Origin of the sequence: Synechococcus sp. CCAP 1479/10, assembly GCF_019038515.1 — a bacterium.
Taxonomy (GTDB): Bacteria; Cyanobacteriota; Cyanobacteriia; order PCC-6307; family Cyanobiaceae; genus Cyanobium.
In genome coordinates this window covers 184572-203742 of sequence record NZ_JAFKRJ010000026.1, presented here as the reverse complement: position 1 = coordinate 203742, position 19171 = coordinate 184572, and the positions used below count along the sequence as shown (strand labels likewise).

Genomic DNA, 19171 nt, shown 5'->3' with positions numbered 1-19171 from the left:
TGGCTCAGGCCGCCGCGGCGGCCCCCGGCACGGTGCCTGCGGCGGAACCGGCATCGGGTGAGCGCAGGCCGGGGAGTTCGGCGATGGCGGTGACGCTTCTGTCGGACCCCAGCAGCACCAGCCGGCTGCCCAGGTCCCCGGTGGCGATCGCCAGCTGGTCCACTCCGGTGGGCCGGGTTCCCATGCCGCTGACCAGTTGATCCAGGGGGGCGATCGGCAGCAGCCGGGGCTCGCCGATCCCCTCCAGACCCGCCGGCGTCAGGTCGACCGGAACCGGCTCCCCCGCCCGATCGGCGAGGAGGCCGCCCAGACGCCAGGCGATGGCATCGGTCAGGCCGATGCCGCCACCAGGGCTCCACTCCAGATCCGCCAGCACCGGCAGGGCACGGTCGTTGCCCTGGGCCCGCATCCGGATGGCCTCCATCCCGGCCAGCACGAAGCGATCGCGTCCTGCGCCGCCGCTGACGACCAGCGGTGGCGCGCCCGCTCCGGCGCGATCCTCCAGGGCCCCCAGATCCAGCTCGAACCGGTCGTCGCCGGCCCCGGTCCGCAGCGTCTCGAAGCCGCTGATCCCCCCGAGGATGCCGCTGGCCTCGCCACGGCCAAGATCGACCACCACCCCCTCCAGCCAGGCGCCGTAGTCGAGCCCGTCGCGGCCATCGCCACCCTGCAGGATCCCGTCGAGCCTGCCGGTGGCCCCCACCGTCACCAGGGCATCCCCATCGCCGAGGAACAGGTTCTCCCAGCCGCTGAAGTCGAGCGAGCCGATCGTTCCGCTCCCGGGGGCCTCGAGGTGGACGGCCATCACCCCTTCCCCCCTGGCGACCCCCTCGTCCCCAGGGGCGTTCACCAGGCTGTCGAAGCCGCCGCCGCCGTCGAGGGACCCGGCCAGCCGCGCCAGGGGAGCATCGATCCGGTCGTCCCCGCCCGCCGCCGCCAGCCTCAGCTGCGCCAGGGCCTCCCCCGCCAGATGGAGCGACAGGGTGTCGTCCCCCTCTCCGAGGCCGACGGCATTGCTGGAGTCCGCCGCAACCGTCAGTGTTGAGCCGGTCACGGGTCCGTCGAAGTCGAGCCGGTTGGTGCCAGGGCCCGCGGCGATGCGGGAGCCGGTCACGGCGCCCTCCACGCTCAGCCGGTCGTCCCCTTCCCCCAGGTCGACATCGGAATCCAGCAGGGCGACCCTCTCGGTGACGGCCTGCCAGGTCAGGTCGCGCCAGGGCTGATCGAGCCAGGTCCGGATGCTGACCACATCGTCGCCTCCGCCCACCTGCAGCCGGCTGTTCACCAACCCGAGGGCCCGGGCCCGCAGCTGCAGGGAAGCATCGGTTTCCGCCGGATCGGCGGCGGCCGGCAGGGTGATGCTCAGGCCCGGGCCACCACCCTGGGGATCCCGGAAGCCACTGGCGATCAGCACCCGGTCGTCCCCATCCCCCAGGAGGATGGCGCTGTCCTGCATGGCCTGGGCGAGCAGGTCGATGCCGATCTGACGCTTCACCGCGCTCACCTGGGAGTGGAGCTGGAACCGGGCCAGGCTGCTGAGTTCCAGCGTGCCCCCTCCGCCCGCGTCCTCGAGGCGGCTGTCCAGCATGCCGATCAGGGACTGGAGAACCTGCCCCCGGGCCAGGCCGCCGGCCACCAGAGCCAGATCGATGGCGTCTGAGACCCGCAGAAGGATGTCGTTGGCCTCTGGCCCCAGCTGAAGACTGGCCCGGTTCATGCCGGTGGTGTGGGTCGCCAGGCTCAGGTCGGCATCGTCGAGCACGGAAAGGGCCAGGAGTGTCAGCTCGCGATCGGACCCCACCTGCACCCGGGGGGTGCGGATGTCGCGCAGATCGATCACCGTGTCGCGGAGGGCCTCGAGGGTCTGGTGGTAGCGGCTCTCGGCCCCCCCTTCCACCGATCGGCTGACGATGCTGTCGTCGCTGCGGACGACGACCCGGAACGTCGGGATCTCCGGCGGCGCCACAGACCTCGCCATCATCGGCTGTTCCGGGCCGTCCCCGGTCACGTCGCTGGTCGCCTCACTGGTCGCGTCGCTGGACTCCAGGGCAACGCTCCGCTGCTGGCGCCGGGCGGCAGCGGGGGAGCCGGTCCAGAGCAGCCCGGAGCCGGCGGCGACCGGCGAGCGGAATCCCGACAGAGGCGCCTCCTGGGCCCAGGTGTTGGCCATGGCCGCCGCTGCCGCCTGGCCGGGCGGCGAGAGGCCACGTTCCCCTGCGCTCACCGGGCCAGAAGGATCGGCAGGGGCGAGCCCTCGATGGGCGCCACCGGATGCGGCCGAGCCGGGCTCCCACCCGGCCGGGGCTCCTGCGTCAGCACCAACGCCACCGGCCATGCCCGCCGCCCGAGCGCTGCCCTGGCCCGCAGCGCCTGCCCCCGGCCCGTTCTCCGGCGGCGGCCCTCCGCCAGCGGCCGCCGCCATCGCCCCGTCCTGCATCAAGTAGAGGAACGTCAGCCACAGGGCCGTTCCGGTCAGTCCGGTCTCCAGGGAGAGCCGGCCGGGATCGCTGCGCAGACTCATCGCCCTGCGGAACTGCTGGATGGCCTGACCCATCGACTCCCCTTCTCGCCGAGCGCTGCCTCACCCCTAGCCCGGTTTCGATCGGCGCCGGACGCGGTGGTGCAATGACGCTGTGAACCTGCGACCCGGCGTCACCGTCCTTAAGGACGCCGCCCCGCCGGCGCCTCAGGACCAGACGATGAAGGCCCCGGGGGTGAGATTGAGCAGGGGGCAGGTGAGGGTCCGCCCTGCCTCCCCGCTGGCGCCCCCGTCCACCGGCCCGCCGCCATCCGCCGCCGACGGAACCAGGTCGGCCAGCTGGCGGCGCTCCGGCTCCAGGTCGATGCTCGGATGGCCCTTGCGGCGGGCGTCGGGCGCCAGCAGCAGGTTGACGCCGGTGGTGCCCTGCCAGCGGGCCATCTCCATCAGCGGCCCGGCCAGGTCGGCGGCGGTGAGCTGCCGCGACTGGTGGGCCGCCAGCAGCAGGGCCAGCCCGGGACCGTCGAGCAGGGCGAGCAGGCGAGGATCCTCCTCGCGCTCCAGCAGCAGCCCCTTGCGCCGGGCCCAGTCCCGCAGCACCTCCAGACGGTTCGCCACCAGCAGGGGATCCTGGGGGCCTTGCCAGCCCAGCACCGCCGTCAGGCCATGGGATTCGGTCTCCATCAGGTGGCCCAGCTTGGTGCGTTTCACCCGCAGGTAGGCAGCGTTGTGGAGGCCGGGGTCCATCACCAGGGGCACCCGGTCGACCACCTCGAGCCCGTAGCCGCCCAGACCGGCGATCTTGCGGGGGTTGTTGGTGATCAGGCGCAGCCGGCGCACGCCCAGGTCGCTGAGGATCTGGGCCCCGACGCCGTAGTTGCGCAGGTCGGCGGCGAAGCCCAGGCGTTCGTTGGCCTCCACCGTGTCGAGGCCGCCGTCCTGGAGGCTATAGGCCTTGAGCTTGTTGATCAGGCCGATGCCGCGCCCCTCCTGGCGCAGGTAGACCACCACCCCTTCCCCGGCCGACTCGATCATGCGCAGGGCCGCCTCCAGCTGGGGGCGGCAGTCGCAGCGGAGCGAGCCGAAGGCATCGCCGGTGAGGCATTCGGAGTGCACCCGCACCAGCACCGGGCCGGTGCCCCGTTCCGGGTACCCCTTGACGATGGCCACGTGCTCGCTGCCGTCGAGTTCGTTGCGGTAGCCGATCGCCCGGAACTGGCCGAAGCTGCTGGGCAGGGTGGCCTCCGCCTGGCGGGCCACGAACCGCTCGGTGTCGAGGCGGTAGCGGATCAGGTCGGCGATGCTGATCAGCCGCAGGCCGTGGTGCCGGGCGTAGTCGGCCAGCTGGGCCAGCCGGGCCATGGAGCCGTCGGGATTCTGGATCTCGCAGATCACCCCGGCGGGGTAGAGGCCGGCCAGGCGGGCCAGGTCGACGGCCGCCTCCGTGTGACCCGCCCGCTGCAGCACCCCGCCCTGGCGGGCCCGCAGCGGGAAGATGTGGCCGGGCCGGCGCAGGTCGCCGGGCCGGGTGTCGGGATGGATCGCCACCTGGATCGTGCGGGCCCGGTCCTCCGCCGAGATGCCCGTGCTCACCCCCCGCTCCGGGCCCGCATCCACGCTCACGGTGAAGGCGGTCTGGTTGCTGTCGGTGTTGCGATCCACCATCAGCGGCAGATCCAGGGCATCGAGCCGCTCGCCCTCCATCGCCAGGCAGATCAGCCCCCGGGCATCGGTGGCCATGAAGTTGATCTGCTGGGGGGTGGCGAACTGGGCCGCGCAGATCAGGTCGCCCTCGTTCTCCCGGTTTTCGTCATCGACCACCACGATCGACTCGCCGTTGCGAATGGCCGCCAGGGCATCGGCGATGGCATCGAAGTGAATGCCCGTGGACTGGCGTGGGCCGGACAGGACGGTCAAGGGAGCGAGATGGATCGTGGAAAGGATCGAACCTCATTTATAGGGTGCCGGTACGATCCAGCGTTCTTCTGCGTTCCGCATGGCTGGCAAGCGCGTTGCGGTGATCGGTGCCAGTGGCTACGGGGGACTGCAGACCCTCAGGCTGCTGCAGGGCCACCCGGACCTCACGGTGAGCTTTCTGGGCGGGGAGCGCAGCACGGGCAGGCGCTGGAGCGAACTGGTGCCCTTCCTGCCGCTGGAGGACGACCTGGTGGTGCGCTCACCGGATCCGGAGGCCATCGCCGCCGCCGCCGATCTGGCCGTTCTGAGCCTGCCGAACGGCCTGGCGGCCGGTCTGGTCCCCGAACTGCTGCAGCGCGGCGTGAAGGTGGTGGATCTCTCGGCCGACTACCGCTACCGCTCCCTGGCCCAGTGGGAGGAGGTCTATGCCGCTGAGGCTCGCCAGGCCGCCCGCCAGGATGACGATCTCTGCCGGGAAGCGGTCTACGGGCTGGTGGAGGTGGCGGAGGCGCGGATCCGTGAGGCCCGCCTGGTGGCGGCTCCCGGCTGTTTCCCCACCGCCAGCCTGCTGGCCCTGCTGCCCTTCCTCGAGCAGGGACTGATCGAGACCAGCGGCATCGTCATCGACGCCAAGACGGGCACCTCCGGCGGTGGCCGGGCCGCCAAGGAGAACCTGCTGCTGGCCGAGGCCGCCGAAGCCGTGGCGCCCTACGGCGTTGTTGGCCACCGCCACACCAGCGAGATCGAGCAGCTGGCGGGCCAGGCGGCGGGCCAGGCGATCCAGCTGCAGTTCACGCCCCACCTGATGCCGATGGTGCGGGGCCTGCTGGCGACGGTGTACGGGCGGCTGCGGGACCCCGGCCTGACGGCGGAGGACTGCACGACCCTGCTCAAGGCTTCCTACCGCCACAGCCCCACGGTGCAGGTCCTGCCGGTGGGGGTCTACCCCTCGACCAAGTGGGTGCGCAACACCAACCGCTGCCTGCTCTCGGTCCAGGTGGACCCGCGCACCGGCCAGCTGATCGTCATGAGCGCCATCGACAACCTGGTCAAGGGCCAGGCCGGCCAGGGGGTGCAGTGCCTCAACCTGCTCAGCGGCTTGGAGGCCGGAACCGGACTGCCGCTGCTGCCCTTCTACCCCTGAGCCAGGCGCCGGGCGGCGAGGCTGACGGCCAGGGGCAGGATCCGGTGCTCCTGGCGCTGGATGCGGGCGTGGAGCCGTTCGCGGTCGTCGTCCGCCAGCACCGGCACCGCCGCCTGCACCAGGATCGGCCCCGCATCGACTTGCTCGGTCACCAGGTGGGCGGTGCAGCCGGCCAGCGTGACCCCGGCCGCCAGGGCCTCCCCCACCCCGTCGGCGCCGCGGAAGCTGGGCAGGAGGGAGGGGTGGATGTTCACCAGCCGCTCCGGGAAGGCTCCGATCAGCACCGGGGTGACGATGCGCATCCAGCCCGCCATCACCACCAGATCGACCCGGTGCGCCTCGAACAGGTTGATCAGGGCGCGATCCAGGGCTTCTCGCGAGGGCTGCTGGCGGTGGTCGATCACCTCACAGGGGATGCCGAGCCGTTCAGCCCGCTCCCGCGCCCCGCAGTCCGCCCGGTTCACCGCCAGGACGACCACCTGGCCATCCAGCCGGCCGTCGCTGCAGGCCCGCGCCAGGGCCTCGAAGTTGCTGCCCGTGCCGGAGGCCATCACCGCCAGTCGCAAAGGGGCCTGGGTGGCCGGAGTCGGCTGTGGCAACGGCCACTGGAGAGACCCGCCGGGATCGCTATGGTCAGCGGAATCGGGCATTGCGTCCATGTCCCATCTCTCCATCCTGCCCACCGTTCTGCGGGATGCCGAGGTCCTGGCGGCCACCCTCGCCAGCCTTGAGCTCCCCTGGCGGTGGGGGGGAGAACTGGTCGGATTCGCCGGCGAGCGCCAGGCGGTGACCCTGCAGCTCCAGCTCAGCGATGGCCAGGGCCTGGGATGGGCCCACCAGGACGACGGCTCCCTTGCCCTGGTGGGCGATCTCCAGCGCATCAGCCGCAATACCGTCCTGCAGCGGCTGCTGGGCCGGATCACGCGGGCCTATGCCGCCCGGGCGGCCCTCCAGGAGGCCAGCCTGGCCCTCCCCACGGCGTCGATCGAGCTCCGTGTCTGACGACCCACCCCAACCCGACACGGCCGCCGGGCCGGTCGTCCAGCTCGACCTGCGTGAGCCCCACCGCCATCGGGTCCAGGTCACCCTCCATCTCACCCCCCGGTCTCTGCGGACGGAGCTTCAGCTGCCCGCCTGGACGCCGGGCTCCTACCTGATCCGGGACCACGTCCGCCACCTCGAGGCCCTGGAGGTGGATCAGGGGGAGGGCCACGTCATCCCCACACGGATGGCGGAGGCCCGCTGGTGTCTTTCCCTCACCAGCCTCGCCCCCCTCGTCGTCCGCTACCGCCTCCAGGCCACCGAGCTGAGCGTGCGCACCTGCCACCTCAACGCCGACCACGGCTTCCTGGCCCTGGCCGGCGTGGTGCTGGAGGCCTCGGGCGAACGCTGGAACCCCCACCGCCTGGAGCTGCGGCTGCCCGAGGGCTGGCAGGCCTTCGTTCCCCTGCCAACCGCCGGCGACGGGTCCTGGATCGCCGGCGACTACGACCGGCTGATCGACGCGCCCCTGGAGGCCGGCCCCCATCCCAGCCACCGGTTCAGCGTCGCCGGGGTGCCGCACCGCTGGGTCACCTGGGGGGGCGATCTGCCCGTCGAGGATCCCGCCTGGCTGGCCGATGTGGAACGGATCGCCCTGGCCTGCTGCCGCCTGATGGGGGAGGCCGCCCCCGCCAGCGACGATTACCTGTTCGTGCTGCACCTGCTGGAGGCGGGCTTCGGCGGGCTGGAGCACGACCACGCCAGCGTGCTCCAGTACGGCCGCCGGGCCCTGGCGGCTCCCGGTGGTCGCCGCAAGCTGCTGCAGCTGGTGGCCCACGAGTACCTGCACCAGTGGAACGTGCGGCGTCTGAAGCCCGCCGAACTCACGCCGCTCGACTACGGCCGGGCCACGATCGTGTCCGGTCTCTGGTTCGCCGAGGGGGTGACCTCCTACCTCGACCTGCTGCTGCCCCTGGCGGCCGGCGTGGGCACGGAGGCCGACCTGCTCGAGGACCTGGGGGCGGACCTGAGCCGCTACCTGCTCACCCCCGGTCGCCGGGTCCAGGGGCTGCGGCAGAGCGCCGAGGAAGCCTGGGTGAAGCTCTACCGCCAGGATGCCTCCTCAGCCGACAGCCAGATCAGCTACTACCTCAAGGGGGCCGTGGTGGCCCTGGTCCTCGACCTGCACCTGCGGCGGCACGGCTCCAGCCTGGGGGTAGTGCTGCGGGGCCTGTGGCGCAGCCACGGGGCCGCGGGGCGTGGCTACACCAACGGCGATCTGATCGACGCCTTCGCCGGCCAGGCCCCCGACCTGGCGGAGCTGCTGCCCCACTGGCTGGAGAGCACCGATGACCCCGACCTCGACGCCTACCTGGCCGACGTCGGGCTGGCGCTGCGGCCGAAGCCCGCCCAGGAGCCCTTCCTCGGCTGGCAGCTGGACGAGGCCGCGGGGGGCACCATGCGCCTGAAGCGGGTGCACCGGGACGGTCCGGCGGAGCGGGCCTGCCTGCAGGCGGGCGATGAGCTGCTGGCCCTCGACGACCTCCGCCTGCGCACCCCGGAGGACCTGGCCCTGGCCCTCGCCATCCCCACGGCAGCGGTGGAACGGCAGCTGCTCTTCTGCCGGGAGGGCCGGGTGCGCAGCACCGGCCTGCAGCCCGATCCCCCGGCCATCGCCAGCTGGCAGCTGGTGATCGATCCCGAACGCGACAGCGCCCACACCCGCGACAACCGGCAGCGCTGGCTGTCGCTGCAGCCATGACGTCGTCCTTGCGCCCCCTGGTGCTGGCGGTGGCCGGTGCGGGTGTGATCAGCTTGGGGGGACTGACCTGGCTGGGCCGTGACCTGTTCGGCGCCCCGGGCAACGCCGGTGGCCGTGCCTCCCTTCTCGATCTGCTGGAGGAAGTGCGCCAGTCCCCCCCCGATGGGGGGACGTCGCCGCCACCGCCGGAGCAGGTCCTGCCACCGCCCCAGGCCGCCTGGCGTGCTCCCCTGGGGGGGGCCTGCCAGGCCGACCCCGCCCTGCGCGCCCGTCTGGCGGGCCTGGCGGAGCGACTTCGCTACGACACCGTCCGGCTGCGTATCGACCCAAGCAACTACGGCGAGCGTTTCCGCCGGGATGCCTTCGGCCAGACGCTCGACACCACCCCCCAGGTCGTCGTGCTGCACGAGACCGTCTTCGGCATCAACTCCGCGATCAACACGTTCATGACGCCCCACCCGCGGGACGAGGACCAGGTGAGCTACCACACCCTGATCGGCCTCGACGGCCAGGTGGTGGAGGCGCTGGACCCGGCCAAACGGGCCTTCGGCGCCGGCAATTCCGCCTTCAACGGCCGCTGGGTGGTGACCAACCCGGAGCTGGCCGGTTCGATCAACAATTTCGCCCTGCACCTCAGCCTGGAGACGCCCCTCGACGGGGAGAACCAGGGGGGCAGCCACAGCGGTTACACGGCCGCCCAGTACGACGCCCTCGCGGTCGTCCTGGCCCGCTGGATGCGCCGCTACGGCATTCCCCCCAGCAACATCACCACCCACCAGCACGTGGATCTGGGCGGGGAGCGCATGGATCCGCGCAGCTTCGACTGGGGGGAACTTCAGGTGCGGCTGGCCGCCCTCGGGGTGCTCTGCTGATCGGGACGCGCTGGGCCCAGGCTCAGATCAGGGGGCCGGCTCAGATCAGGGGGCTGGTGATCGGTTTGCGGGTGCCGTAGAGCAGGGCGTGCAGCTCCGGGTCCTGCATGTAGCGGAGCACCCGTCCGGGGTAGTCCAGCTTGCCGTTGTGGAGGTAGGCCAGGGTGGCGATGGCCTTGGCATCGGCGGGGGAGGTGCTGGCCATCAGCAGGGCGTTGTCGGAGAGCCCCAGGGCTTGCTTCAGGCGAACGAACTTGCCCACCAGCAGCCGCACGTTGCGGTCGGGGTCGAGGAGCTCCATGCGCGCCTCATCGATCTGCTCCGGGGTGGCATCGGCGGGCAGGAGCCCCTGTTTGACGAGCTCGCCGACGCTGAGCTGGGCGGGGCCGTGGGTGCTGAACAGGCCGCTGCGGGCCGCCAGGGGCAGGTCTTCACCGGGCTTGGCGTGCTGCAGCTCATCGAAGAGCACGGCGGTGACCAGCATCGGATTGATGTGGTGGCGGCGGCTCTCGTTGAGGATCACCGGCCTGAGCTCCTCGAGCCGGCCGAGGGTGTGGCTGCGCAGGGGCTGGAGCTGGTCGATGCCCTCGGTGAACAGCTGGGCCAGCCTGGGCTGGGGGCCGTGGACGCCGAAGCGGCGGTTGAGCTCCCGCAGTTCCTCGGGACTGAAATCGACCGGATCGGGCCGCAGCCCTTCGCTGGTGGATGGACTGATCAGGGGGAAGGCCTTGTCGTCGCGCTCGCCATCGGTGAGCAGGAACGGGCTGCGGGATCGCACCTGGGGTTCCCGGCTCAGCGGGATCAGGGCCAGGCCGCCGGCCACCAGAAGCAGTCCCAGCTTCATAGCGTGGCCGTACAAGCCGCGTCGCAGTGCGTGGCTCCGCTGGCGAGCCTGGGGCGCGACCGCCGGCTGGTGGCCGGAGCGTCGTGGCTTAGTTCCGGCGAGGCGGGACAGCAAGCGGAATGGCGTTCTTTAGATCAATTGTAACGAACACGGCCGGATTCTTCCCGCTCCGGGGGCGCTCCGGTGGCCGGCCCCGTGGTGGAAAGCGCGCATCCGCCGATCCGCTTGCCGAACGTGGAGGCTGATGGATACGGTTCGGGGGCCCGTCACGGCGTCCCAGGAGCCATGTCCCCGCTGCCGCCGTTGAACGGCCAAGACTCCGCTGCCCTCTGGGAGCGATTCCGCCAGCTGCTCTGGCACGACCCTGATCTTGCCCTCTGGCTCGACGTCAGCCGGATGGCCCTGGAGGAGAAGGACCTGGAGGGCTTCGAAGCCCCCTTCGCTCGCGCCTTCGCTGCCATGGAGGCCCTCGAGGGCGGTGCCATCGCCAACGCCGACGAGGGACGGCAGGTGGGCCACTACTGGTTGCGGGCCCCGGAACTGGCCCCCGATCCGGCGGTGGCCGCCGCCATCGCCGCGGAGGTGGATCGGCTCGAAGCCTTCGGACACGAGGTGCTGGCTGGAACGGTCACGGCCCCCGGCGGACGGCCCTTCACCGACGTGCTCTGGATCGGCATCGGCGGTTCAGGCCTCGGCCCGCTGCTGATGCTCAGGGCCCTGGAGCGCCAGGGGGTGGGACTGCCGTTCCACTTCTTCGACAACGTCGACCCCGACGGCATGGCGCGCACCTTGGCCGCCCTGGCCGACCGTCTCACCACCACCCTGGTGATCGTGGTCAGCAAGTCGGGGGGCACCCCCGAACCCCACCTGGGCATGGTGCAGGCCCGGGCGCGGGTGCTGGCCGCCGGCGGCGACTGGAGCGCCCAGGCGGTGGCCATCACCATGGCGGGGAGCCACCTGGATCAGGAGGCCAAGGTGGCCGGCTGGCTGCGCCGTTTCGACATGTTCGACTGGGTGGGCGGACGCACCAGCATCACCAGTGCCGTCGGTCTGCTGCCCGCTGCCCTGATCGGCGCCGACCTGCGCGGCTTCCTGGACGGGGCCGCCGCCATGGACCGGCTGACCCGGGTGCCGGACCTGCGCACCAACCCCGCCGCCCTGCTGGCCGCCTCCTGGCACGTGGCCGGCGGCGGGCAGGGGCGTCGCGACATGGTGGTGCTCCCCTACCGGGACCGGCTGGAGGTGTTCAGCCGCTACCTGCAGCAGCTGGTGATGGAGTCGCTGGGCAAACGGCTCGACCGCGACGGCGTTGTGGTGCACCAGGGCCTCGCCGTCTACGGCAACAAGGGCTCCACCGACCAGCACGCCTACGTGCAACAGCTGCGGGACGGTCTCGACAACTTCTTCGTGACCTTCATCGAGGTGCTGGAGGACCCGGCGGAAATCCCCACGATCGACGGCGAGTGCCCCGCCGATTTCCTCGAGGGGTTCCTGCAGGGCACCCGGGCGGCACTGGCCGAACAGGCCCGCCAGAGCATCACCATCACCCTGCAGCGCTTCGACGCCCGGGCCCTCGGGGCCCTGATCGGCCTGTTCGAGCGGGCGGTGGGGCTCTACGGCGAACTGGTCAACATCAACGCCTACCACCAGCCCGGGGTGGAAGCTGGCAAGAAGGCGGCCGCCGGCATCCTGGGTCTGCAGAGTCGGGTGGAGGCCCTGCTCGCCGATGGCCAGGCCCGCTCCTTGGCCGCCATCGGTGCGGAGCTGGAGCTGGAGGCGGTGGAGCCGGTGTTCTGGCTGCTGCGGCACCTCTGTGCCAACGACCGCGGCTATAGGGCGAAAGGCGACTGGGGGCAGCCCGACGGCCTGGTCTTCCAGCACACTTGAGGGGCCTTCTCCCTTAGCCATGGTCCGATCCCGCGCCGCGGTCGCCTGGGCCGCCGGTCAGCCCCTGGAGATCACCGAGATCGATGTGGAGGGCCCCCGGGCCGGCGAAGTGCTCCTGCGGGTGGTGGCCACGGGCGTGTGCCACACCGATGCCTTCACCCTCTCCGGCGCCGACCCCGAGGGGATCTTCCCGGCGGTGCTCGGCCACGAGGGCGGGGCGGTGGTGGAGGAGGTGGGCCCGGGCGTCACCTCGGTGGCCGTTGGGGACCACGTGATTCCCCTCTACACGCCCGAGTGCCGCTCCTGCCGCTTCTGCCTCTCCGGCAAAACGAACCTCTGCCAGGCGATCCGCGGCACCCAGGGCAAGGGCCTGATGCCCGACGGCAGCAGCCGCTTCTCCCGGAACGGCGAACGGATCTTCCACTACATGGGCACCTCCACCTTCTCCGAGTACACGGTGGTGCCTGAGATCGCGGTCGCGAAGATCGCCCCTGAGGCGCCGCTGGAGAAGGTGTGCCTGCTGGGCTGCGGCGTCACCACCGGCATCGGCGCCGTGCTCAACACCGCCAAGGTGGAACCGGGCAGCAGCGTGGCGGTCTTCGGCCTCGGCGGCATCGGTCTGGCGGTGATCATCGGGGCGGTGATGGCCGGGGCGGAGCGGATCATCGGCATCGACACCAACCCCGACAAGTTCGCCATCGCCGGCCAGCTCGGCGCCACTGAGTGCCTCGATCCCAGGGCCTTCGACGCCCCCATCCAGGAGGTGGTGATCGACCGCACCGATGGCGGCGTGGATTACTCGTTCGAATGCATCGGCAACGTCCAGGTGATGCGCGCCGCCCTGGAGTGCTGCCACAAGGGCTGGGGCGAATCCACGATCATCGGCGTGGCCGGAGCGGGCCAGGAGATCGCCACCCGGCCGTTCCAACTCGTGACCGGGCGGGTGTGGCGGGGCTCCGCCTTCGGCGGGGTGCGGGGACGCACCGAACTGCCCGGTTATGTGGAGCGATTCCAGCAGGGGGAGATCCCCCTTGACACCTTCATCACCCACACCATGGGGCTGGAGGACATCAACCGGGCCTTCGACCTGATGCACGCCGGCAAGAGCATCCGCTCCGTGATCCACTTCTGACCCCCCTGCGACCCCGGAGGTCGGCGTCCCCATGCTCGAGCTGCTCAGCGAGAACCGCAGTTTCGGCGGCCTGCACCGCCGTTACAGGCACCCTTCCTCCGAGCTGAACGGGCCGGCGAATCTGGCGGTGTACCTGCCGCCCCAGGCCCTCGCCGGGGAGCGGGTGCCGGCCCTTTACTGGCTCTCAGGGCTCACCTGCACCGACGAGAACGTGATGCAGAAGGGCGGCGCCCATCGCCTCGCCGCCGAGCTCGGCCTGGCCCTGGTGGCCCCGGACACCAGCCCCAGGGGAGCGGAGGTGCCCACCGACCCCGATGGCGGCTGGGATCTGGGGCAGGGGGCCGGCTTCTACGTCGATGCCACCGAGGCCCCCTGGGACCGCCATTACCGGATGCACGCCTACGTGGTGGAGGAGCTGCCCGATCTGCTGGAAGCGGAGCTGCCCCTGAGCCAGGCGCGCGGCATCAGCGGCCACTCCATGGGGGGCCACGGCGCCCTGGTGACGGCCCTGCGCCACCCGGGCCGCTACCGCTCCGTGTCCGCCTTCGCCCCGATCTGCCACCCTTGCGCCTGCCCCTGGGGCCAGAAGGCCTTCGGGGCCTATCTGGGGGCGGATCCAGCGGCCTGGGCCGCCTGGGATGCCACGCTCCTGCTCGCCTCAGCGGCGGAGCGGCTGCCCCTGCTGGTGGACCAGGGCACGGCCGACCCCTTCCTCGAGACCCAGCTGCGGCCCGCCGACCTGGCGGCGGCGGCGGAGGCGGCGGGCCACCCCCTGCGGCTCCGTTACCAGGAGGGCTACGACCACAGCTACTTCTTCATCGCCAGCTTCATCGACGACCACCTGCGCCACCACGCCGCGGCCCTCAGGGCACCAGGTTGACCAGCTTGCCGGGCACCACGATCACCCGCCGGGGCGGCTGACCCTCAAGCCAGCGCTGGGCCACGTCGCTTTCCAGCGCCAGCTTCTCGAGGGTGGCCGCATCGGCGTCGGCAGGCACCTCCAGGCTGCCGCGCATCTTGCCCTTCACCTGGATCACCAGGGGGATGGTGTCGCGCACCAGTGCCGCCGGATCGATGGCGGGCCAGCGCTGGGCATGGACGCTCGCCCCGGCGCTGATGGGCTGCTCCTCCCCGTGGCCGCAGAGTTTCTGCCAGAGCTCCTCGGCCAGGTGGGGGGCGAACGGCGCCAGCAGGATCAGCAGGGTGGCCAGGGCCTCGGTGGCCACGGCCGGGCCGGCCGCCTCCAGATGGGCAGCCAGGGCGTTGCTGAGCTTCATCAGCTCGGAGACGGCGGTGTTGAGCTGCAGCTCCCCTTCCAGGTCTTCGCTGATGGCGGCGATGGCGGTGTGAACGGCCCGGCGCAGCTCCCTTTCGCCGTCGCTGAGGGAAGCGGGATCCGGCGCCGGCTGGGGGGCGTCAGGGCCGCTCAGGCGCAGGCCCCGGCCGTGGGCCCCATCCACCAGACGCCAGAGGCGCTGCAGGAAGCGGTACTGGCCTTCCACATCGGCGTCGTCCCACTCCAGATCCTTCTCCGGAGGGGCCTTGAACAGGATGAACATGCGGGCCGTGTCGGCCCCGTAGCGGTCGATCACCACCGCCGGATCCACGCCGTTGTGCTTCGACTTGGACATCTTTTCGTAGAACACCTCCAGCACCTCGCCGCTGATCGGATCGCGGGGGTCGCTGGGGTCGGCCACGTTGGCCGGGGCGACGTACTGCCCGGTCTGGGCGTTGCGGTAGGTGATGCCCTGCACCATGCCCTGGGTGAGCAGGCGGGCGAAGGGTTCCGAGAAGCCCAGCAGGCCCCGGTCCCGCAGCACCTTGGTGAAGAAGCGGGAATAGAGCAGGTGCAGGATGGCGTGCTCGATGCCGCCCACGTACTGATCCACGGGCAACCAGCGGTCGACGGCATCGCGGCCAAACGGGCGCTGGTCGTTGTGGGGATCGCTGTAGCGCAGGTAGTACCAGGACGAACACATGAAGGTGTCCATGGTGTCGGTCTCCCGCTTGGCGGGCGCACCGCAGCTCGGGCAGGGCACGTTCACCCACGACGCCAACTTGGCCAGGGGGGTGCCCCCCTTGCCGCTCAGGGGGATGTCGCGGGGCAGTTCCACCGGCAGCTGGTCGTCGGGGACCGGCACCACACCGCAACTGTCGCAGTGGATCACGGGAATGGGGCAACCCCAGTAGCGCTGGCGGGAGATCAGCCAGTCGCGCAGTCGGTACTGCACCCGTCCCTGGCCCCAACCCTGCTCCTCGGCCCAGGCGACGATGGCCGACTTGGCCTCGGTGGTGGTCAGGCCGTCGAAGGAACCGGAGCCGATCAGCACACCGCCTTCGGTCCAGGCCTGGCCTTCGTAGGCGTGGGGGTCGGACCCTTCCGGGATCACCACCCGGAGCACCGGCAGTTCGTACTGCCGGGCGAAGGCGAAGTCGCGCTGGTCGTGGGCCGGCACACCCATCACGGCACCGGTGCCGTAGTCGGCCAGCACGTAGTCGGCGATCCAGACGGGAATGCGTTCACCGCTGGCGGGGTTGCGGGCCCAGGCGCCGATCGGCACGCCCCGCTTGGGCCGGTCCTCGGCCGTCCGCTCCTGCTCGCTCTGGCGGCTGACCAGATCGCAGAAGGCGGTCACCGAGAGGCGGCAGTCGTCCGTGGTCAGCTCGTCCACCAGGGGGTGGTCCGGGGCCAGCACCACGTAGGTGGCCCCGTGGATGGTGTCGGGTCGGGTGGTGAAGACGGTGATGGCGGCACCGCTCTCCGTGGTGAAGGTCAGCTCGGCACCGAGGGAGCGGCCGATCCAGTTGGCCTGCATCGTGCGCACCCGCTCCGGCCAGCCCTCCAGGGAGGGGAGATCGTCGAGCAGGGCATCGGCGTAGGCGGTGATCTTCAGAAACCACTGGCGCAGCCGGCGCTTCTCCACTTGGGCACCAGAGCGCCAGGAGCGACCTTCCGCATCCACCTGCTCATTGGCGAGCACCGTCTGGTCGATCGGGTCCCAGTTGACCGTCGCCTCCTTGCGGTAGGCCAGGCCGGCATCGAGGAACTGCAGGAACAGCCACTGGGTCCAGCGGTAGTAATCGGCGTGGCAGGTGGCCACTTCCCGGTCCCAGTCGATCGAGAGGCCGAGCCGCTTGAGCTGGTCCCGCATCTGGGCGATGTTGCGGTCGGTCCAGTCCCCCGGGTCGACGCCCCGCTCGATGGCGGCGTTCTCCGCCGGCAGTCCGAAGGCGTCCCAACCCATGGGATGGAGCACCTGCCGTCCCCGCAGACGGGCCGCCCGGGCGATCACGTCGGTGATGACGTAATTACGGACGTGGCCCATGTGGAGGCTCCCCGACGGGTAGGGGAACATCGAGAGGGCGTAGTAGGGCTCGCCGGCGCCGTCCTGCGGCTCGGGGGTGACGTGCAGTCCCAGCTGCTCCCACTGCAGTTGCCAGCGTTGCTCGATCGCTTCGGGCCGGTAGCGGGAAGAGTCAGTCACGGGCCACAGGGAATGGGGGTGATCGTGTCACAGCCCACGGAGAGGCTCAGCTGAGGGCCCGCAGCGAAGCCACGGCGGCCAGGCTGATCAGCAGCAGCGGCGTGCCGGGTTCGGTGCTCATCGCCAGGAAATGGCTGTCCTGCCAGCGGATGATGCCATCGAACTCCTTACCGGACAGCAGGACGACGTTCACAGGGGTGCGGATGCGGATCAGCTCCTGGACGTGCCGCACACTGGGCAGGGTCGTGTCGAGCCTGGGTCCCCGTTTTTCAAAGAAACTCTGCATAGGATCGACCCCAATCTCCAGGTCTCACGGAACGGTGCTTCAGGTGCTCCAATTCAGTAAATACCAGGGCCTTGGAAATGACTTCTTGCTGCTGGACGGCCGCAGCTTAGAGGATCCTGAGGACCTCTTCGGCCTGACTCCCGACCGGGTGCAGCGGCTCTGCGACCGCCGCTTCGGGGTGGGTGGCGATGGCGTGATCCTCGCCCTGCCGCCGAGGGAGGGCGGTGAGCTGCGGATGCGGATCTTCAACGCCGATGGCACCGAGCCGGAGATGTGCGGCAACGGCATCCGCTGTCTGGCGCGCTTCCTGGCGGACAGCGACGGCGACGAGGCTCCCCGCAGCTGGGAGATCGAGACCCTCGCCGGTCGCATCGTGCCGGCCCTTGCTGAGGACGGTCGCATCCGCGTCGATATGGGCCCGCCGTTCCTGACCCCCGAGACCGTGCCCACCACCCTGGCGGTGGGGGAGCAGGGGCTGCCGGTGGGTGAGCTGGAGGTGCTGGGCCAGCGCCTGGCCGTGGCGGCCGCCGGCATGGGCAATCCCCATGCCGTCGTGCCCGTCGCCGACGTGGCGGCGATCGATCTGGAGGGCCTCGGTGCCGCCCTGGAGGTGCACGGGGCCTTCCCGGCCCGTACCAACGTCCACTTCGTCCAGGTGCTCGCCCCCGACCATCTGGTGATGCGGGTCTGGGAGCGGGGGGCGGGCCCCACCCTGGCCTGCGGCACCGGCGCCTGCGCCACCCTGGTGGCCTGTCATCGGCTCGGCCTGGCCGCCCGCCACGCCCGGCTCGACCTGCCCGGGGGCCCCCTGGAGATCCAATGGGACGAAGCCAGCGGCCACGTCTTCATGACCGGTCCGGCCGAGGCGGTGTTTGACGGGGTCGTGGCCCCGTCGCTGTTCGACGAAGACGCCGCGCTCCCTGCCGCCATGGCGGTGGCCGCGCCGTCCAGCGCCCCGGTGGAGAGCGGGAGCGCCCCCCACGGTGACGCAGGCGGTGCCGCCATCGACTGCGCCACCGCCTGCGTCAACGGCTGCCTGCGTCCGGAGGCCTGCCCCAGCGCCGAAGCCCGGGCCCGCGTCACGGCCCTGCTGGAGGGGTGCTCCCTCGACGATCTGGTGGCCCTGGCCGGCGAATCCCTGGAATCCCGCACCCGGGGCCGCCTCTCCCGCGATGCCCCCGCCCCCTGAGATCTACCTCGACGCCTGCGCCACCGCCCCTCCGGCGGCGGCGGTCCTGGAGGCCATGGCCCGTGCCCACCGTGAGGCCTGGGCCAACCCCTCCAGCCTCCATGGCCACGGCCTGGCGGCGGCGGAGCTCCTGGAGCGCGACCGCCAGGCCCTCGCCGCCCGGCTCGGCTGCGGCGGGGATGAACTGGTGTTCGTTTCCGGGGGGAGCGAGGCGATCCACACCGCCCTGGTCGGCTCCGACGGGCCGCTGGAGCCGGGTCGGGTGCTGCTCTCGGCGGTGGAGCACCCCGCCAGCTATGCCGCCGCCGCCGCCCTGGCGCGCCGGGGCTGGGAGGTGCAGCTCCTGCCGGTGGACCGGCGTGGCGTGGTCGATCTGGAGGACCTGCAGCGCCTGCTGTCGCCCCCGACCCGGTTGGTGTCGGTCCTCTGGGGCCAGAGCGAGGTGGGAACGCTCCAGCCGATCGAGGCGATCGGTGCCCTCTGCCGCCAGGCCGGGGTGCGGTTCCACGTCGATGCGGTGCAGGTGGTGGGCCACCGCCCGGTCGATTTCAGCCGGCTGCCAGTGGACCTGCTCAGCTGCGTGGCCCACAAGCTGCAGGGTCCCCGCGGCGTGGGGGCCCTGCTGGTGCGGCGTGGGGTCGGGCTCGAGCCCCTGATCGGCGGTGCCCAGGAGGGGGGCCGTCGCGGCGGCACCGAGCCGGTGGCCCTGGTGGCCGGCTTCGCGGCGGCCCTCGAGCTGGCCGACCGGCGCCTGTCGGCCCACGGCGGCGCCGATCCCATGGCCTCGCTGCGCGATCCCCTCCTGGCCGACCTGCGTCAGGTGGAGGGCGTGCGCCTGAGCGGCCCGGAGCCGGACGACCCCGCCGGGCGCCTGCCGCACCACATCAGCCTGCTGGTGGACGGGCCCGAGGGCCGGCCCCTGGGCGGTCGGCGTCTGGTGCGGGAGCTGGCCCGCCAGGGTTATGCCGTTAGCAGCGGTTCGGCCTGTGCCAGTGCCGGTGGCGCTGCGGGCACGGCCGGCACCAGTGCCGTGCTGCTCGCCATGGGCTATGGCCCCGCCGAGGCGGCCAGCGGCCTGCGGATCAGCCTGGGCTCCTGGCTCACCGCCGCCGATCTGGCCGGCCTGCCGGCGGCCCTGGAGCTGGCCCGGCGCAGGGTGGCGGAAGCGCCTGGGTAGGGTCCGATCAGCCCTG

General features: G+C 71.6%; 15 protein-coding genes. 9 read left to right on the top strand and 6 right to left on the bottom strand.

All coding sequences use genetic code 11. The features are described from left to right. Positions 1 to 4: 4 nt before the first annotated feature. Both KUG39_RS09230 and ribBA read right to left on the bottom strand, forming a co-directional pair. Entirely contained in the window at positions 5 to 2554 is a 2550-nt protein-coding gene (locus KUG39_RS09230; RefSeq protein WP_216914677.1) for a hypothetical protein, read from the bottom strand. A gap of 132 nt (positions 2555 to 2686) precedes the next feature. Continuing rightward, the gene (gene ribBA / locus KUG39_RS09225) at positions 2687 to 4396 is read right to left on the bottom strand and encodes a bifunctional 3,4-dihydroxy-2-butanone-4-phosphate synthase/GTP cyclohydrolase II (protein WP_286194000.1); all 1710 of its coding nucleotides are present in this window, start codon (positions 4394 to 4396) and stop codon (positions 2687 to 2689) included. A gap of 79 nt (positions 4397 to 4475) precedes the next feature. On the opposite strand from ribBA, the gene argC reads away from it, so the two are divergent. Beyond that, positions 4476 to 5540, top strand: a complete 1065-nt coding sequence (argC, locus tag KUG39_RS09220) for an N-acetyl-gamma-glutamyl-phosphate reductase (RefSeq protein WP_216914639.1) — start codon at positions 4476 to 4478, stop codon at positions 5538 to 5540. On the opposite strand, the gene purN is transcribed toward argC, so the two are convergent. Further along, complete coding sequence (gene purN, locus KUG39_RS09215) at positions 5531 to 6190, bottom strand: phosphoribosylglycinamide formyltransferase (RefSeq protein WP_216914637.1); 660 nt, start codon at positions 6188 to 6190, stop codon at positions 5531 to 5533. The genes argC and purN overlap by 10 nt on opposite strands. A gap of 7 nt (positions 6191 to 6197) precedes the next feature. Between purN and KUG39_RS09210 the strand changes: the two genes are divergently transcribed. From KUG39_RS09210 to KUG39_RS09200, 3 genes are read left to right on the top strand one after another with little or no spacing between them, the layout of a single operon-like run. Beyond that, entirely contained in the window at positions 6198 to 6542 is a 345-nt protein-coding gene (locus KUG39_RS09210; protein WP_216914635.1) for a DUF1257 domain-containing protein, read from the top strand. Then, positions 6535 to 8283, top strand: coding sequence for a M61 family metallopeptidase (locus KUG39_RS09205; RefSeq protein ID WP_216914633.1), 1749 nt, complete (start codon positions 6535 to 6537; stop codon positions 8281 to 8283). The genes KUG39_RS09210 and KUG39_RS09205 overlap by 8 nt, the downstream gene beginning before the upstream one ends. Further along, entirely contained in the window at positions 8280 to 9155 is an 876-nt protein-coding gene (locus tag KUG39_RS09200) for an N-acetylmuramoyl-L-alanine amidase (RefSeq protein WP_094584590.1), read from the top strand. The genes KUG39_RS09205 and KUG39_RS09200 overlap by 4 nt, the downstream gene beginning before the upstream one ends. A 40-nt stretch (positions 9156 to 9195) precedes the next feature. Here KUG39_RS09200 and KUG39_RS09195 read toward each other — a convergent pair whose 3' ends face one another. Further along, positions 9196 to 9999, bottom strand: a complete 804-nt coding sequence (locus KUG39_RS09195) for a helicase DnaB (protein WP_094584589.1) — start codon at positions 9997 to 9999, stop codon at positions 9196 to 9198. Positions 10000 to 10284: 285 nt separating this feature from the next. On the opposite strand from KUG39_RS09195, the gene KUG39_RS09190 reads away from it, so the two are divergent. Genes KUG39_RS09190 through fghA form a run of 3 tightly spaced genes read left to right on the top strand, consistent with a single transcriptional unit; the run spans position 10285 to position 13898 of the window. Next, positions 10285 to 11886, top strand: coding sequence for a glucose-6-phosphate isomerase (locus tag KUG39_RS09190; protein WP_216914631.1), 1602 nt, complete (start codon positions 10285 to 10287; stop codon positions 11884 to 11886). A 19-nt stretch (positions 11887 to 11905) separates the two neighbouring features. Then, the gene (locus KUG39_RS09185; protein ID WP_216914629.1) at positions 11906 to 13018 is read left to right on the top strand and encodes an S-(hydroxymethyl)glutathione dehydrogenase/class III alcohol dehydrogenase; all 1113 of its coding nucleotides are present in this window, start codon (positions 11906 to 11908) and stop codon (positions 13016 to 13018) included. 31 nt (positions 13019 to 13049) lie between these two features. Next, entirely contained in the window at positions 13050 to 13898 is an 849-nt protein-coding gene (gene fghA, locus KUG39_RS09180) for an S-formylglutathione hydrolase (protein WP_216914627.1), read from the top strand. Here fghA and leuS read toward each other — a convergent pair. Together leuS and KUG39_RS09170 are read right to left on the bottom strand one after the other, a co-directional pair. Next, positions 13882 to 16503 carry a leucine--tRNA ligase gene (gene leuS, locus KUG39_RS09175; RefSeq protein WP_216914625.1) on the bottom strand — a complete coding sequence of 874 codons (2622 nt, stop codon included), beginning with the start codon at positions 16501 to 16503 and terminating at the stop codon, positions 13882 to 13884. The genes fghA and leuS overlap by 17 nt on opposite strands. A 46-nt stretch (positions 16504 to 16549) precedes the next feature. Next, positions 16550 to 16789, bottom strand: coding sequence for an Hfq-related RNA-binding protein (locus tag KUG39_RS09170; protein ID WP_094584584.1), 240 nt, complete (start codon positions 16787 to 16789; stop codon positions 16550 to 16552). 43 nt (positions 16790 to 16832) lie between these two features. Between KUG39_RS09170 and dapF the strand changes: the two genes are divergently transcribed. Then, the gene (dapF, locus tag KUG39_RS09165; protein ID WP_216914671.1) at positions 16833 to 17978 is read left to right on the top strand and encodes a diaminopimelate epimerase; all 1146 of its coding nucleotides are present in this window, start codon (positions 16833 to 16835) and stop codon (positions 17976 to 17978) included. Further along, complete coding sequence (locus KUG39_RS09160) at positions 17962 to 19155, top strand: cysteine desulfurase family protein (RefSeq protein WP_216914623.1); 1194 nt, start codon at positions 17962 to 17964, stop codon at positions 19153 to 19155. The genes dapF and KUG39_RS09160 overlap by 17 nt, the downstream gene beginning before the upstream one ends. Positions 19156 to 19171: the final 16 nt, after the last annotated feature.

Bases quoted from the DNA above. Each gene is read 5' to 3' on its own strand.
- KUG39_RS09160 (WP_216914623.1), top strand. From the start codon at position 17,962: ATGCCCCCGCCCCCTGAGATCTACCTCGACGCCTGCGCCACCGCCCCT.
- KUG39_RS09195 (WP_094584589.1), bottom strand. From the start codon at position 9,999: ATGAAGCTGGGACTGCTTCTGGTGGCCGGCGGCCTGGCCCTGATCCCG.
- KUG39_RS09185 (WP_216914629.1), top strand. From the start codon at position 11,906: ATGGTCCGATCCCGCGCCGCGGTCGCCTGGGCCGCCGGTCAGCCCCTG.
- purN (WP_216914637.1), bottom strand. From the start codon at position 6,190: ATGCCCGATTCCGCTGACCATAGCGATCCCGGCGGGTCTCTCCAGTGG.
- KUG39_RS09190 (WP_216914631.1), top strand. From the start codon at position 10,285: ATGTCCCCGCTGCCGCCGTTGAACGGCCAAGACTCCGCTGCCCTCTGG.
- argC (WP_216914639.1), top strand. From the start codon at position 4,476: ATGGCTGGCAAGCGCGTTGCGGTGATCGGTGCCAGTGGCTACGGGGGA.
- KUG39_RS09230 (WP_216914677.1), bottom strand. From the start codon at position 2,554: ATGGGTCAGGCCATCCAGCAGTTCCGCAGGGCGATGAGTCTGCGCAGC.
- KUG39_RS09210 (WP_216914635.1), top strand. From the start codon at position 6,198: ATGTCCCATCTCTCCATCCTGCCCACCGTTCTGCGGGATGCCGAGGTC.
- KUG39_RS09200 (WP_094584590.1), top strand. From the start codon at position 8,280: ATGACGTCGTCCTTGCGCCCCCTGGTGCTGGCGGTGGCCGGTGCGGGT.
- KUG39_RS09170 (WP_094584584.1), bottom strand. From the start codon at position 16,789: ATGCAGAGTTTCTTTGAAAAACGGGGACCCAGGCTCGACACGACCCTG.
- fghA (WP_216914627.1), top strand. From the start codon at position 13,050: ATGCTCGAGCTGCTCAGCGAGAACCGCAGTTTCGGCGGCCTGCACCGC.